The following is a 14906-nucleotide window of genomic DNA, read 5'->3' as shown; positions in this document are numbered from 1 at the left end:
CACGTCCGGGACGAACCAGGTCGGCAGGCTGTCGGGCAGCTCACCCTGGTCCCCGACCGTCGGGACGCGGAAGTTCAGGAGCACGGCGGCCACGGTCAGGACCACGATCGCGACGAGCGGGGCGGGCACGGCGCCGGTGATCCGCGGCATCAGCACGATGATGACGATGCCGATCGCGACCATCGGGTAGACCAGCAAGGGCACGCCGATCAGGTACGGGATCTGCGAGGTGAAGATCAGGATCGCCAGCGCGTTGACGAAGCCGACCGTCACGCTGCGGGGGATGAAGCGCATCAGCTTGGCGATGCCCAGGACGCTGAACAGGATCTGCAGGACACCGGCCAGGATGACCGTGGCGAGGAAGAAGTCGATCCCGTACTCGCGGTTGACGGGGGCGATGACCAGCGCGATGGCGCCGGTGGCGCCGGAGATCATGGCCCGGCGGCCGCCGAAGACCGAGATGGTGACGGCCATCGTGAACGCGGCGTACAGGCCGACCCGGGGGTCGACCCCGGCGATGAGCGAGAAGNGCCGGAGATCATGGCCCGGCGGCCGCCGAAGACCGAGATGGTGACGGCCATCGTGAACGCGGCGTACAGGCCGACCCGGGGGTCGACCCCGGCGATGAGCGAGAAGGCGATGGCCTCGGGGATCAGGGCCAGCGCCACGACGAGGCCGGCGAGGACCTCGGTGCGCAGCCGGCGCGGGGAGCGCAGGGCCCGACGGACCAGGAACTCGTCCTGGTCCTGCTCGGGCACCACGACAGGGGAGGGTGTGGTCGGGGTCATGCGGCTCCGTTCGGAGGGCCTCGTGGGCCGAGAGGGCACGGTGGGGAGCCCGCACGGACCGACCGGTCCGGAACTCACCTCTTACGTGAGGAGAGAGTAGCGGGAGATCCGGGCCGGGCGGTCACCCGAGCGCGTGGGTGGACGCTCAGGACCGACGGGCGCCTCGGCCCCCCGGACGACGCCGCCTCGAGGGACCGGATGCTGCCCGGAGCCAGGCCCGACGTCAGGCCGAACCGACAGCCGAGCAGCCGGTCGGCGTGAAGGCGCCCGGACCAGCGCAGCGGCCAGGGTGAGCATCGACGCACCGGTGGCCCACCGGGGCCGCACGGTCGATCAGCCAGCCGGCGCCGATGGTCGCGACCAGGTCCGGAGGGGGCGGTTGCGCTGTGGCCGCGTTCAAGCGTCCGACACCCCTTCGCCCGCGAACCCGGGCTAAAGTCGGCGTCCGCGGTGGTCGAGGGGGATCGCACACCGCCCGTCGACCCGGGGAGAGACCGTGAAGAGCCGCACCCGCCCACACCGCCTGCGCACGTTGGGCGTCACCATGCTGCTCAGCCTGGGTCTCGTCGTGCCTCTGGCCGCACCGTCCGCGGCAGATCCGCTGCCGCCCGACACCGCCGGCGAGGACTGGCTCGACCCCGCCCCGTCGGACGAGCAGCCCACGGATGCTGGGTCGTTCGGGGCCGCTGCGATCGCGGGCACCGGAATGCCCTGCCCGGGGTACAACGGCCTCCAGAGCCTCAACCCGGTGAGCAACGTCATGGCCGCCAAGTTCACGATCCCCGGTGTCCCCACCACCACGGTGGGCTCGGGCTCGGACATCAACTGGCGGATGGAGCGCGCAGGCAACCCGTCGTGGCACATGTGGCTGCATACCCTCAAGTGGACCGGCGCGCTGATCCAGAGCTACGCGGCAACCGGCGACCGCACGCACCTCAATCGCGCGTCCGCCATCGCCCAGGACTGGGTCGCCAACAACGACGTCGCACGCCCCTACCGCTACGACCTGATGGAGACCGTCGCCGGCCGCACGCACACCCTGCTGTGCCTCGACCGGTTCGTCGACGCGCGCTGGCTCGACCAGGCGCTGCTCGGTCACGCGCAGCAGCTGGTCGGGTTCTACAGCGGCGCCCACAACCACGGCATCGACCAGTCCATCGGCCTGCTGGGCGTGGGCTGCAACCTCAACCGCAAGGACCATGCCGACCTGGCCGTCTCGCGGATGGCCCAGGCCACCAGTGTCATGGTGGACTCCCAGGGAGTGACGAACGAGCAGTCCGTCGGGTATGCCGCGTACAGCTACAACCGGTTGAACGCGCTCGAGCTGGCCATCGTCGCCTGCGGTCGTACGCCTCCGTCGGTGATGGACCGGGTGGCTCTCATGCCGCAGTTCGTCGCTCACGCGACCAGGCCGGACGGGACCACGGTCGCCATCGGCGATACCGTCACCGGCCGGGTGCTGAACTGGCCCGGCACTGCCACGGAGTTCTTCGCCACCCGGGGCGAGGCCGGCACCCCGCCCGCCCAGCGGGTGCGCACCTACGCCGCCGGGTACACCTTCGGCCGGTCCGGCTGGGGCGGTTCCCGCCCCTGGGACCAGGAGATGCACTACTCCTTGCGGCACGGGGTGGGGAGAGCCCTGCACGGGCACAACGACCGCACATCGATGACGTTCTTCGCCCGCAACCGTGAGGTCCTCATCGACCCGGGGCACAACGGCTACGACCCTGGCCCGTTCCGGAACTTCCTGGTCTCACCCGAGGCCCACAACGTCCTCACGGTTCGTAACGCCGCGTTCAACCCGTCCGCCACGACCCGCATGACCCGCAGCCTGCACGGGCCCCGGGCGGACTGGTTCGAGCTGGTGGACAACGCCTTCGCGGGGTCGACCCGGGTGCGCCGGGTGGCCATGCTGAGAGGCCCCGACGCCGTCCTGGTGCTGGACACGGCGTCGTCCACGACCCCGCGCGGCTTCACGCAGCACTGGCACCTGCCCGGCACCATGACCGCGACGGTGACCGGCCGTGGCACGGCGACAGCGGTGGAGCCGGACGGGGAGCGCACGACACTTCTGCAGATCCCGCTCCCGGGCCAGGTGCTGCCCCGGGGCTCCACGCAGCTCGTGCGCGGCCAGCACGCCCCCGTCCAGGGGTGGTTCTCCCCAGCCGTCTACGAGATCGAGCCGGCCCCAGTCATCACCATGAGCCGAGCGGGCACGTCCACCGCGATGCTCACCCTGATCGCGCCCGTTCGCGGGAACGGCCAGGTGTCGGCCTCGACTCGATCCGTCGGCGCGTCCACGTTCATCGACCTGAACATCGGTGGCGTCAAGACCACGGTGAAGATGGCCCGCGACGGGGTGATGACCCGCTGAGGCCCAGGACCGGCTGAGCCTCACCGCACCGACGCCAGCACCTCGTCCAGCATCTGCGGGGTGAGCCGTCCGGTGAAGGTGTTCTGCTGGCTGACGTGGTAGCTGGCGACCACGTCCAGCGGGCGGGCGTGCTCCGGGGCGGAGGGGCCCGGGTCCAGCCGGACGCGCGCCCCGTGGCCGAAGCCCGGCCGCGGGGTCGGCACCTGCCAGCCCGCCCGGGCCAGCGCGGGCAGCCCGGCCTGCCAGCCGAACCCACCCAGCACGACGACGCTGCGAAGCGTCGGGGCCAGCAGCGCCAGCTCGCGGTCCAGCCAGCCGGCGCACGCGTCCCGCTCCTGCGGGGTGGGCTTGTTGGCCGGCGGGGCGCACCGCACCGACGCGCTCACCCAGACCCCGTCCAGGCGCAGGCCGTCGTCCAGCGACACGCTCGTCGGCTGGTTGGCGAACCCGGTCCGGTGCAGCGACGCGAACAGGAAGTCGCCCGAACGGTCACCGGTGAACACCCGCCCGGTGCGGTTGGCCCCGTGGGCGGCGGGCGCCAGACCGAGCACCAGCACGTGGGCCCGCTCGTCGCCGAAGCCCGGCACCGGCCGACCCCAGTACGTCTGCCCGGCGAAGGACGCCCGCGGCGTGGCCGCCACCTGCTCGCGCCAGGCCACCAGCCGCGGGCAGGCCCGGCAGCCGGTGATCTGCTCGGCGAGCTCGTCGAAGGCACTCACCCGCGCGCGACGCTCCAGGCGATCCCGTCGAGGATGTCGTGCTCGCTGACCCGCACCGTGGTGATCCCGGAGCGCAGCGCCACCCGCTCCAGCACCTCGCGCCACACCAGCGCCCCGGCCCCGATGACGTCGACGCGGCCCGGGTGCATGAACCCGCGGGCGGCGCGCTCGGCGCGGGTCGCGTGCAGCAGCCGGTCGCACGCGGCCAGGGCGTCGGGCAGCGCGTGCTGGCTGCCGTGGATCCGGTCGGGCTCGTAGCCGGTCAGGCCCAGGGTCTCGGCGGCGACGGTGGTCACCGACCCCGCCAGCCCGACCAGGGTCCGCACCCCGGTCAGGTCCACGGTCAGCTCGACCTCGTCCAGGGCGGCGCGGACGTCCGCGCGCGCGGCGTCCACCTCGGTGGCGGTGGGCGGGTCGCCGTGCAGGTGACGCTCGGTCATCCGGACGCAGCCGACGTCGACCGAGCGGGCCGCGCCCACCGTGGGGACCCCGTCGACGACGTCGCCGACGACGACCTCGGTGGACCCGCCGCCCAGGTCGACGACGCAGTAGGGGCCCGGGACACGACCGACGAGCTCGCGGGTGGCGCCCAGGAACGACAGCTCGGCCTCCTCCGCACCCGGCACGACCTCGGGCTCGACGCCCAGCCGCTGCCGCACCCCGGTGACGAACTCGTGGGCGTTGTCGGCGTCGCGGCTGGCGCTGGTGGCCACGAACCGGACGTGCTCCGCGCCCAGGTCGGCGATGACCGCGGCGTAGGCCTCCACGGCGGCGAAGGTGCGGGCCAGGGCGGCCTCCGACAGCCGCCCCGTGGCGTCCACCCCCTCCCCCAGCCGGACCACGGTCATCCGGCGGTCGAGGTCGTCCTGGGTGCCGGCGTCGGGGTCGACGTCGGTGACCAGCAGGCGGATCGAGTTGGTGCCGCAGTCGACCGCGGCGGTGCGAGGCATGGGGGCGAGCGTATGGCGGGGGGCGCCCCGTGGCACCGTGGGCACCGTGACGCAGCGGGACGCGGTGGTCGTCGGGTCAGGACCCAACGGGTTGGCCGCGGCGTGGACGCTGGCCTCGGCCGGCCTGGACGTCGAGCTCGTCGAGGGCGCCGACACCTTCGGCGGCGGCACCCGCAGCGCCGAGCTGACGCTGCCCGGGGTCGTGCACGACGTCTGCTCGGCGGCGCACCCGCTCGCCGCGTCCGCCCCGTTCTTCGCCCCCGGAGGCGGCCCCGACGGCTCGGGTTTCGACCTGGCCGCGCACGGCGTGCGGCTGCTGCAGCCCGACATCCCGCTGGCCCACGCCATGGACGGCGGCCGGTTCGCGCTGCTGCAGCGCGGCCTGGCCGACACCGCCGCGGACCTCGACGACCTGGCGCCCGGGGACGGGGCCCGCTACCGCCGGCTGATGGGGCCGTTGGTGGCCGACGCGGGCACGGTCGTCGAGACCCTGACCTCCTCGCTGCGGTCGGTCCCGCTGCGGCCGGACCGGTTGCTGACCCTGGCGGCGTTCGGGACCCGGGTGCTGCGCGGGGTCCCGGCGCTGGCCCGCGGCTTCACCGGTCCCGCGGCCGGCGCGCTGCTCGCGGGCAGCGCGGCTCACACCGCGCAGCCGCTGCACCGGATGGGCGCGGCCGGCGCCGGTCTGCTGCTCAACACCCTGGCCCACGCCGTCGGCTGGCCGGTGGTCGAGGGCGGGAGCCAGCGCATCGCCGACGCCGTGGTGGCCGACCTGCGCCGGATGGGGGCCGCGGTCCGCACCGGTGAGTGGGTCACCGACCTGCGGCAGCTGCCGAGCGCACGCCTCACGATGCTCGACCTGTCCCCGGCCCAGCTGCTCACCCTCGGCGGGGACGACCTGCCGGTCGGCTACCGACGTGCGCTGGGCCGGTACCGCTACGGCAACGGCGCCAGCACCGTGCACCTGGTCACCGACGCCCCGATCCCGTGGGCCGACCCCCGGGCCGCCCGCGCGGGCACCGTCCACCTGGGCGGGCCGGGCGCCCAGGTCGACGCGGCGGAGCGCGAGGTCGCGGCGGGCCGTCACGGCGAGGACCCGTTCGTCCTGCTCGTGCAGCCGTCCGTGGTCGACCCCACGCGGGCCCCGGCCGGGCTGCACCCGGTCTGGGCGTACTGCCACGTGCCTGCCGGCTCCGACCGCGACGTGACCGCCACGATCATCCGCCGCATCGAACGCTACGCGCCCGGGTTCACCGACACGGTCGTGGCCAGCAGCACCCGCAGCGCCGCCCGGCTGTCACTGGACAACCCGATCCACGTCGGCGGCGACATCGCTGTCGGCGAGGCGACCGTCCGGCAGACCATCCTGCGCCCGGTCCCCCGCTGGGACCCCTACGCCACCCCGTTGCCGGGGGTGTACCTGTGCTCGTCGGCGACACCGCCCGGACCGGGGGTGCACGGCATGAGCGGCGTCCACGCCGCCCGCTCGGCGCTGCGGCGGAGCGGGCTGGTCCGGGTGGGTTAGGTCCCCCGCACCGACCGGCGCTCGTACAACGCCTTCGACCAGACGTACCCGACGACCACGAAGACGACGCACCAGCCGACCGCGAGCGCCGCCTGCCCCTCGTCGAACGGCGTGCCCAGCAGCAGCCCGCGGAGGGTCTCGATGATGGGTGTGAAGGGCTGGTTCTCCGCGAACCACCGCAGCCCCACCGGCATCGACTCCGTCGGCACGAAGCCGCTGCCCAGCAGCGGGAGCAGGGTCAGGACCAGGGGCAGGTTGCTGGCGGTCTCGACCGACCTGGCCTGCATCCCCATCGCGACCCCGAGCCAGTTGACCCCGTAGGAGACCAGCACGAGCAGGCCGGCGACGGCGAGCCACCCCGTCGGCCCGGCGCTCGGACGGAACCCGACCAGCAGCCCGACCAGCAGGACCAGGGTCACGGCGATCACCGCCTGCACGGTCGTGCCGATCACGTGCCCGGCGAGCACCGCGGCGCGGGAGATCGCCATCGTGCGGAACCGCGCGGTGATGCCCTCGGTCATGTCCATCGAGATCGTGATCGCGGCCCCGCTGGCGGCGCTGGCGAGGGTGAGGGCCAGGATGCCCGGCAGGACGTAGGCGAGGTAGGCCTGCCGGCCGCCGTCCGGGTCGACGCCCGGAAGGCCGGCGCCCAGGGTCCCGCCGAAGACGAACACGAACAGCAGCAGGACGACGACCGGACCCAGGATCACGAACACCGACAGCCCGGGGTAGCGGATCATGTGCAGCAGGTTGCGGCGCAGCATCGTGACGGAGTCGGCCACGACGTGCGACGGCCGGCTCGTGCCGGGCCCGGGCCGGGTGGAGCCGGGTGCGCTGGTGGTGCTCATGGGCGGGTCTCCTTGGCGTCGGCCCGGCCGGTCAGGGCGAAGAACACGTCGTCCAGGTCCGGGGTGTGGATGCTGAGGTCGTCGACCTCGAGGTCGGCGGAGTCGAGCCGGTCCAGCAGGGTGCGCAGCGTCCGGATGCCGCCGTCGCTGGGCACCGTGAGGGCCAGACCGGCGTCGTCACGGGTCGACCCGTCGAGCAGGCCCGCGGCCGTCCGGAGCGTCGTGGCGTCCGGGAAGCGCAACCGCACGTGCCCGCCGGGGACGAGGCCCTTGAGCTCCTCCGGCGTCCCCTCCGCCACGACGCGGCCACCGTCGAGGACCGCGATGCGGTGGGCCAGCTCGTCGGCCTCCTCCAGGTGCTGCGTGGTCAGCAGCACGGTGGTGCCGTCGGCGACGAGGCCGCGGACGATGTCCCACATGGTGCGGCGGCTGCGCGGGTCCAGGCCCGTGGTGGGCTCGTCGAGGAAGATGACGCTCGGTGTGGAGACCAGGGTCATGGCCAGGTCGAGGCGTCGCCGCATGCCGCCGGAGTAGGTGGCCAACCGCTTGCGGGCCGACTCGACCAGGTCGAACCGCTCGAGCAGCTCGGTGACGCGCGCCCGCGAGCGGGTCGGGCCCAGGTGCCGCAGCCGCGCCATCAGGAGCAGGTTCTCCTCACCGGTGAGCAGGCCGTCGACGGCCGAGAACTGGCCGGTCAGGCCGATCGCGGCGCGGACGTCGTCCTGCTGCCGGACCACGTCGAACCCGTCGACCCGGGCGGTGCCGCCGTCGGGCCGCAGGAGGGTGCTGAGGACGTGCACGGCGGTGGTCTTGCCGGCGCCGTTGGGACCCAGCAGCGCGGTGACCGTGCCCGCCGCGACCGTCAGGTCGACGTCGTCGAGCACGACCGTGCTGCCGAAGGTCTTGCGGAGCCCGCGGACCTCGATGGCGTTCGCGGACGCCACCCGCGGGCTCATCGGGCCCGCCGGACGTCGATGTCGCCGAACTGGGTCCGGGCCTGCACGGCGACCGTCTGCTCGCTCGGCCCGGGCGCACGGTCGCCCTCGAGCTCGTTGCGCACGTGGCCGCGCTTGGACGTCAGGTCGAGCCACGCGGCGACGCCCGGCCGCACCCCGACCTCGACGTGGCCGAAACCGCTCTCGACCTGGACGGAGCCGCTGGACACCTCGTGCAGCCGGATCGCCCCGTAGGCGGTCTTCGCCGCGACGGACGCCTGCGCCCGGGTGATGTCGAGGTCGCCGTAGGACAGCTTCGCCTCGACGTCGCCGCCGGCCTCGCCGATGGTCAGCGACCCGTGCGAGGCCTTGAGGAGCGCGTCGCCGGTGACCGTGCCGACCCGGATCTGGCCGTGGTCGGCCGTGATCTCGACCCCGCCCTGCGCGGTGCCGACGGTCGCGCTGCCGTGACCGGCCCGCAGCCACAGGTCGCCGGTGGTGTCGACGTCCACGGTGCCCATCAGCGCCTTGATGCGGGTGGCCCCCAGGGGGCCCGCGGTGCGCACGTCACCGACGGCGATCTCGGCGGTGAGCCGTGACCCCGCCGGCAGCTCGACGGTGAGGTCGACGGACTCGGTGGGGCCGATGACCGCGAAGCGGGGCTTGGGGCCGGTGACCTCGAGGCGTCGACCGTCGAGGTCGACCCTGGTGTCCGCCGCCCCGCGCACGTCGGCGGCCCGGTCCGGGTTGGTCGGTGACACGGTGACGACCGTGTCGGTGCGGTCGCCGGCGACGACCTCGATGCGGCCGACCTGCAGGTTGACGGCCAGGTCGATGGCGCTGGGGGTGTCGAATCTGGGCATGCTGACGCCTTCCCTTCCAGGGGCGTGCTCGTCCGGCCCCGCGGGTCCGCGGGGTGGGTGGGGTGGCGGGTGGGGCGCCGGTCAGCGCACCCAGCCCGCGAAGCTGTCGCCGGTGCGCAGGGTGCGCTTCGCCGACCGTCGTTGCTTGGGCTGCAGGGCGGCGGCCACCGCACGTACCAACCAGGCGTTGACCGACAGGCCGTCGGCCACCGCCGCCTCGTCCACCTGCGCCTTGAGGGCGTCGGGCAGCCGGAGCGTGGTGCGTGAGGTGCTCGCGTCGTCCAGGTCGACCGGGGCCGCCGGCCGCTCGGGGAGGTCGGGCTCGCTGCCCGGCTGGGTGACGACGAACTCGACGTCGCGACCGCGCAACCGCAGGTCGACCGACCCGGGGGCGAGGTCACGGGTGATCTCCCCCGCCGCGGCCGACAGGACGTCGAGCAGGACCAGCCGGGTCGCGGCGTCCAGCCCGGCGGCGAGCCGCTCGGCCACGGCGCGGGTCTCGGGCTCGCCGTTGTCCGCCGCGTGCACCAGCTGACGTTGCAGGTCGTCGACGTACCGCCCGAGCTCCATGGCACCACTATGACACCACAGTGGTGTCATGTCTAGGGCGATTGGTGTCATCGGTATGGACGACCCCGACCGCGGGCCACCGGTCGCCGATCGGAGACGCCGGCGCGGTGCGCCCTGTGCGTCGCTTAGTCCATCGTCCCCAGGCGTCCCCCGCGTCCCCCGCGTCCCCGCGACCCCGCGACCCCGCGACCCCGCGACCCCGCGACCCCCGCGACCCCCGCGACCCCCGCGACCCCCGCGACCCCAGCGACCCCAGCGACCCCAGCGAGAGCCATCCCCGATTCGGTCAAGCGTTCAAGTCGAACAGCTGACCGACATTCGTTGTCCTCGCTCCGCGCGAAGGACGCCCGGGCCTGACGACCGCTCAGCCAACGCCGTCACGACCGGCGGCGCCGTCACGACCAGCCGCACCGTCACGACCAGCCGCACCGTCACGACCAGCCGCACCGTCACGACCAGCCGCACCGTCACGACCAGCCGCACCGTCACGACCGGCGTCGGTGGCGGCGTCGGTGCCGCTGCTGACGCACGGGCCGGCGGCCCACCAGTCGTCCAGCGCCGCGAGGGCCTCGTCACCGAGGGGGTTGACGCCCGGTCCGGCGGCGAGGGCGTGCGCGACGAGGACGTGCAGGCACTTGACGCGCTCGGGCATGCCTCCCGCGCTGATGCCGGTGATCTCGGGGACCTCTCCGAGCTCGGCCCGCTGCGCCAGGTACGCCTCGTGGGCGCGGCGGTAGCCGTCGGCCAGCGCCGGGTAGGTGCCCAGGCGTTCGGTCATGTCCCGCATCAGCCCGGCGGACTCCAGGGTGCTGACCGCGCCGGTGGCCCGCGGGCAGGTCAGGTAGTACGAGGTGGGGAACGGCGTGCCGTCGGGCAGCCGCGGGGACGTGCGGACGACGTCGGGGTTGCCGCAGGGGCAGCGGTGGGCGACCTCGACGATGCCGCGCGCCTGCCGACCGAGCTGCGCGGTGACGGTCGCGACGTCCTCCGGGTCGACGGCGGGCGTCGGCCCGGGCTCAGCCATCCGCGCCGTCGCCCTCGGTCGGCTCCACCGCGGGCTCGTCGACGGCCCCGGGCTCCTCGGCCTCGTCGAGCACCGGGTCCAGGTTGCCCGTCCCCACGGCCTCGACGCTGGACCAGACCCGGTCGTACCAGGTGCCCTCGGGCGGGGCGTCCGGGCGCTGGACCGCCTCGACGTCCGCGCCGGGGGCGCCGGTCCCGTCGTCGGCCGGCTCGGGGTCGGGCACCACGTACCCGGTCTCCCCCGGCATCACGAAGTTGAGCCGCTCCCGGGCCTGCGCGGCCACGTAGGCCTCGTCGTCCCACAGCCCGACCTCGGTCTCCAGGGCGGCGACGTCGTACTCCCGCTGGTCGATCTCGGCCCGCAGCGCGGCGATGTCCTGCTGCTGCTCGACGTACAGGCGCAGCGGCGGCGCCAGCACGAGGGCGCACACCACGGCCAGGGTGAGCAGGACGACGACGCGACGCGTCCGGGGGCCGGAGTCGTCCCGGTCCCGTCCGCGCCGCGCGTCGCCCACCTGGTCCTGCTCGCTCAGTCGCGACGGAACCGGGGGAACGCCCCGGCACCCGCGTAGACGGCGGCGTCGTCGAGCAGCTCCTCGATGCGCAGGAGCTGGTTGTACTTGGCCACCCGGTCGGTACGGGCCGGGGCACCGGTCTTGATCTGACCGCAGTTGGTCGCCACGGCCAGGTCGGCGATCGTGGTGTCCTCGGTCTCGCCGGAACGGTGGCTCATCATGCAGCGGAAGCCGTTGCGGTGGGCCAGGTCGACCGCGTCCAGGGTCTCGGTCAGCGTCCCGATCTGGTTGACCTTGACCAGCAGGGCGTTGGCGTTGCGCTCGTCGATGCCGCGCTGCAGCCGGGTCGGGTTGGTGACGAACAGGTCGTCGCCGACGATCTGGACCTTGTCGCCGACGCGCTCCATCAGGTGCGCCCAGCCGGCCCAGTCCTCCTCGTCCAGCGGGTCCTCGATCGAGACCAGCGGGTAGGACGAGACCAGGTCGGCGTAGAAGTCGACCATCTGCTCGCTCGTGCGCTGCTCGCCCTCGAAGCGGTAGGTGCCGTCGGAGTGCAGCTCGGTCGCGGCGACGTCCAGCGCCAGGCCGATGTCGTCGCCCAGGCGGAAGCCGGCCTTCTCGACGGCCTCGGCGATCAGGTCCAGCGCCTCGCGGCTGCTGCCGACGCTGGGGGCGAAGCCGCCCTCGTCGCCCAGGCCGGTGGACAGGCCGCGGGCCTTCAGGACCGACTTGAGCGAGTGGTAGGTCTCCACGCCCATCCGCAGCGCCTCGGCGAACGAGGGTGCGGAGATCGGGGCGACCATGAACTCCTGGATGTCGACGCCGGAGTCCGCGTGGGCGCCGCCGTTGACGATGTTCATCATCGGCACGGGCAGCACGTGGGCGTTGGGGCCGCCGACGTAGCGGAACAGCGGCAGGCCGGCCGAGCTGGCGGCGGCCTTGGCCACGGCCAGCGAGACGCCGAGGATGGCGTTCGCGCCGAGGGTCGCCTTGTTGGGCGTGGCGTCCAGGTCGATCATCGCCTGGTCCACGAGGCGCTGCTCGTCCGCGTCGTAGCCGACCAGCTCCGGGCCGATCTCGTCGAGGACGGCGTCGACGGCGTTCTGGACGCCCTTGCCCAGGTAGCGGGCCTTGTCTCCGTCACGGCGCTCGACGGCCTCGAACGCGCCGGTGCTGGCGCCGGACGGCACCGCGGCGCGCTCCAGGGTGCCGTCGTCGAGCTCGACCTCGACCTCGACGGTGGGGTTGCCGCGGGAGTCGAGGATCTCGCGTGCTCCGATGGCTTCGATGGTGGCCACGAGGGGCGCTCCTTCGGTGGGGGGTGTGGTTCGGCGGGCACGGCCGACCCGGGCAGCCGACCGGGTCGAGACTACCGACCGAGCGGGCCCCCGCCGTCCGGGCGCGCCAGCCCTCGGGCAGCCGCCCTCAGGGTTCGCCGACGTCGGCCAGCGGCGCGGGCGCCTCGGGGGCCTCGGTCACGGTCGCGGTGCTGGTCACGGTGGCCGTGCTGGTCACGGTGGCGGTGCTGGTGGCGCGGACGGTCGTCGTGGCCGTCGCGGTGGCCGTGGCGGTCGTGGTGGCCCGGGCCGTGGTGGTGGCGGTCGCACGGCTCGTCTCGGTCGCGACCGCGGTCTGCGTGACCCGCACCGGCGCGGAGTCGACCCTCCCCGACACCACCAGCGTGACCGTCGTGCCCAGCCGGTGCGCCTGCGACGCCTCCGGCTGCACCTCCAGGACCAGCCCGCCGGACTCGTCGGACTGCTGCTCCTCGATCTCGACGACGAAACCGGCCCCGGTCACCTGCGCGACCGCCTCGCCCTGCTCCAGGCCCACGACCGGTGGCACCAGGTTGGACCCGCTGGCCACGACCAGGTCGACGACCGAGCCCTCCGGCAGGACCTCGGCGAACCCCGGGGAGGACTCGATGACGGTGCCCTGCGGCGACGTCGACGGCACCTCGAGGACGTCGCCGACGACGAGCCCGGAGTCCTCCAGCTGCGCCCGGGCGTCGGCGGCCAGCACACCCACCAGGTTGGGGACGGCCGTGCTGTCCGGTCCGGAGGAGATGATGAGGTCCACCGTGGACCCGCCGGTCGACTCGGCGCCCGCGGCGGGGTCGGTGTCCAGCACGGCCCCCCGGGGGACGTCCACGCTCGGCAGGGTGGTGCTGTCCCCCACGACGAGGCCGACGTCCTCGAGGGTCTCCCGCGCCCGCTCCACGGTCAGCCCGGCGGTGCGCGGGACGGCCACCGGCGCGCCGGTGCCGGCCAGGTCGGTGTCGACGGGCGGGGCGGGCCACAACGACGTGACGGCGACGACGAGCAGGACGACCAGGGCCGCGGCCAGCGTGAGGACGGCCCGCCGCGAGCCGACGACGCGCCGCAGCCGGTCCCGGGGGGTGAGCTCCCGGAACGGCACGGCGGGTGCGACGCCGTCGTCGGAGGGGGACGTCGTGCCGACCGGACCGGCCGGCTGCGGGTCGTCGTCGCCCGCGCCGGCCGAGGCCGCGCCCGCGCCCGCGCCGACCGCCGCGCCCGCGCCGACCGCCGCGCCGGCCCCGAGGGCCGCGCCGACCCCCACCGGCTCCTCGTCGTCGTCCTCGGGCAGGAAGTCCGGCAGCAGCCCGGACCCGACGGCCTGGGTGTCGGCGTCGACGACGTCGGGGTTGCGCTGCGGCTCGTGCGGGCCCACGGCGGTGGCCAGGCCGTGGGCGCCCGCGGCCCAGGCGGCGGGGGCGTCGACCTCGCTCAGCACCTGCAGCAGGTCGCGGCGCATCTCGGCGGCGGACTGCGGCCGGGCCCAGGGGTCCTTCTCCAGGGCGCGCACGACGATGTCGTCCAGGGCCGGCGGCAGGCCCGGCCGGCGCGAGGACGGGGCCGGCGGCAGGGTGCGCAGGTGGTGGCGGACCACGTCCTTGGCGCCGCCGCGGAACGGCGGGTACCCCGTGAGCATGGCCATCAGCAGGCAGCCGACGGAGTACAGGTCGGAACGGGCGTCGACGAAGCCGCGGCGGGCCTGCTCGGGGCTCAGGTACGCGATGGACCCGAACCCGGAGCCGGCCTCGGCCAGCTCGTCGGTGAACCCCTCGTGCTCCAGCAGCTGGGCGCCGGGCATGGCCCGGGCGATGCCGAAGTCGGTGACCTTGACCGACCCGTCGCGCAGCACCATCAGGTTGCCGGGCGTGACGTCGCGGTGGACCAGGCCGCGTTCGTGGGCGTGGGCCAGGGCGCTGGTGACGTCGACGCCGATCTCCAGGGCGCGTTCCACCGTGAGGGGGGTGCCGTCCAGCAGCAGGTGCGACAGGGGCTGGCCCTCGATCATCTCCATGACCAGGTACGGCCGGGGCACACCGTCGATGACGGCCTCGCCGACGTCGTGCACCTGCACGATGCCGGGGTGGTTGAGCCGGGCCGACGACATCGCCTCGGCCCGGAACGCGGCCATCGCCTCGGGGTCCATCGCGACCTCGGGGTACAGCAGCTTGACGGCCACCTCGCGCCCCAGCCGCAGGTCACGGGCGCGGCGGACCTGCGCCATGCCGCCACGGCCCAGGGTCTCCCCCAGCTCGTACCGGTCGTCCAGGACCGGCCGGGGGCCCATCATGACCGGACCTCCGCGACCCCGACCGGCAGGGTCGGCGCAGCGGACGGACGGCCGGGGGCCGTCGTCAGCGGATCGTGGCAGGGGTCCACCGTTCGACCGTACTCAGTGCGCCCGGCCGGCGCCGGTTGCCGGGGCCGAGTCGGCGGCCGAGTCGGCGGGCGAGTCGGCGGGCGAGTCGGCCGCCGCCGCCGCG

At 74.5% G+C, this 14906-nt stretch carries 13 protein-coding genes and 1 pseudogene; 2 read left to right on the top strand and 12 right to left on the bottom strand.

The window, feature by feature from the left end; translation table 11 throughout:
- Both ACR80Q_RS14770 and ACR80Q_RS14765 read right to left on the bottom strand, forming a co-directional pair.
- Positions 1 to 519: SulP family inorganic anion transporter (locus ACR80Q_RS14770; protein WP_435378402.1), on the bottom strand; the 519-nt coding region annotated here is incomplete at its 3' end.
- 116 nt (positions 520 to 635) lie between these two features.
- Positions 636 to 788, bottom strand: a pseudogene (locus tag ACR80Q_RS14765) (hypothetical protein); the annotation flags it as partial.
- Positions 789 to 1284: 496 nt separating this feature from the next.
- Between ACR80Q_RS14765 and ACR80Q_RS14760 the strand changes: the two are divergent.
- The gene (locus ACR80Q_RS14760; protein ID WP_435378398.1) at positions 1285 to 3162 is read left to right on the top strand and encodes a heparinase II/III domain-containing protein; all 1878 of its coding nucleotides are present in this window, start codon (positions 1285 to 1287) and stop codon (positions 3160 to 3162) included.
- Positions 3163 to 3182: 20 nt separating this feature from the next.
- On the opposite strand, the gene ACR80Q_RS14755 is transcribed toward ACR80Q_RS14760, so the two are convergent.
- Together ACR80Q_RS14755 and ACR80Q_RS14750 are read right to left on the bottom strand one after the other, a co-directional pair.
- Positions 3183 to 3881, bottom strand: a complete 699-nt coding sequence (locus tag ACR80Q_RS14755) for a uracil-DNA glycosylase (protein WP_435378397.1) — start codon at positions 3879 to 3881, stop codon at positions 3183 to 3185.
- Positions 3878 to 4831, bottom strand: coding sequence for a Ppx/GppA phosphatase family protein (locus ACR80Q_RS14750; RefSeq protein WP_435378396.1), 954 nt, complete (start codon positions 4829 to 4831; stop codon positions 3878 to 3880). Before ACR80Q_RS14750 ends, ACR80Q_RS14755 begins: the two co-directional genes overlap by 4 nt.
- Positions 4832 to 4877: 46 nt before the next feature.
- Here ACR80Q_RS14750 and ACR80Q_RS14745 point away from each other — a divergent pair, with 46 nt between their 5' ends.
- A complete protein-coding gene (locus tag ACR80Q_RS14745) occupies positions 4878 to 6356 on the top strand; it encodes a phytoene desaturase family protein (protein WP_435378395.1) in 1479 nt (492 codons plus the stop codon).
- Here the strand turns inward: ACR80Q_RS14745 and ACR80Q_RS14740 are convergent.
- The 8 genes from ACR80Q_RS14740 to pknB form a co-directional block, all read right to left on the bottom strand.
- Positions 6353 to 7204, bottom strand: a complete 852-nt coding sequence (locus ACR80Q_RS14740; protein ID WP_435378393.1) for an ABC transporter permease — start codon at positions 7202 to 7204, stop codon at positions 6353 to 6355. The genes ACR80Q_RS14745 and ACR80Q_RS14740 overlap by 4 nt on opposite strands.
- Positions 7201 to 8148: an ATP-binding cassette domain-containing protein gene (locus tag ACR80Q_RS14735; RefSeq protein ID WP_435378392.1), complete on the bottom strand. Its 948-nt coding sequence runs from the start codon at positions 8146 to 8148 to the stop codon at positions 7201 to 7203. Before ACR80Q_RS14735 ends, ACR80Q_RS14740 begins: the two co-directional genes overlap by 4 nt.
- Positions 8149 to 8156: 8 nt before the next feature.
- Positions 8157 to 9002, bottom strand: a complete 846-nt coding sequence (locus ACR80Q_RS14730; protein WP_435378391.1) for a DUF4097 family beta strand repeat-containing protein — start codon at positions 9000 to 9002, stop codon at positions 8157 to 8159.
- Between the two features lie 81 nt (positions 9003 to 9083).
- Complete coding sequence (locus ACR80Q_RS14725) at positions 9084 to 9572, bottom strand: histidine kinase (RefSeq protein WP_435378390.1); 489 nt, start codon at positions 9570 to 9572, stop codon at positions 9084 to 9086.
- A 364-nt stretch (positions 9573 to 9936) separates the two neighbouring features.
- Positions 9937 to 10596 (bottom strand): DUF501 domain-containing protein, encoded by a 660-nt coding sequence (locus tag ACR80Q_RS14720; protein WP_435378389.1) that lies wholly within the window; start codon positions 10594 to 10596, stop codon positions 9937 to 9939.
- On the bottom strand, positions 10589 to 11110 hold the full coding sequence (locus ACR80Q_RS14715) for an FtsB family cell division protein (RefSeq protein ID WP_435378388.1): 522 nt from the start codon (positions 11108 to 11110) through the stop codon (positions 10589 to 10591). Before ACR80Q_RS14715 ends, ACR80Q_RS14720 begins: the two co-directional genes overlap by 8 nt.
- A 14-nt stretch (positions 11111 to 11124) precedes the next feature.
- A complete protein-coding gene (gene eno / locus ACR80Q_RS14710; protein WP_435378387.1) occupies positions 11125 to 12408 on the bottom strand; it encodes a phosphopyruvate hydratase in 1284 nt (427 codons plus the stop codon).
- 127 nt (positions 12409 to 12535) lie between these two features.
- Positions 12536 to 14713, bottom strand: a complete 2178-nt coding sequence (gene pknB / locus ACR80Q_RS14705) for a Stk1 family PASTA domain-containing Ser/Thr kinase (RefSeq protein WP_435378386.1) — start codon at positions 14711 to 14713, stop codon at positions 12536 to 12538.
- Positions 14714 to 14906: the final 193 nt, after the last annotated feature.

Origin of the sequence: Aquipuribacter aurantiacus (assembly GCF_051216895.1) — a bacterium.
In the GTDB taxonomy this organism is placed as follows: domain Bacteria; phylum Actinomycetota; class Actinomycetes; order Actinomycetales; family JBBAYJ01; genus Aquipuribacter.
The sequence above is the reverse complement of the archived record's forward strand: the minus strand, read 5'-3'. Positions and strand labels throughout refer to the sequence as shown.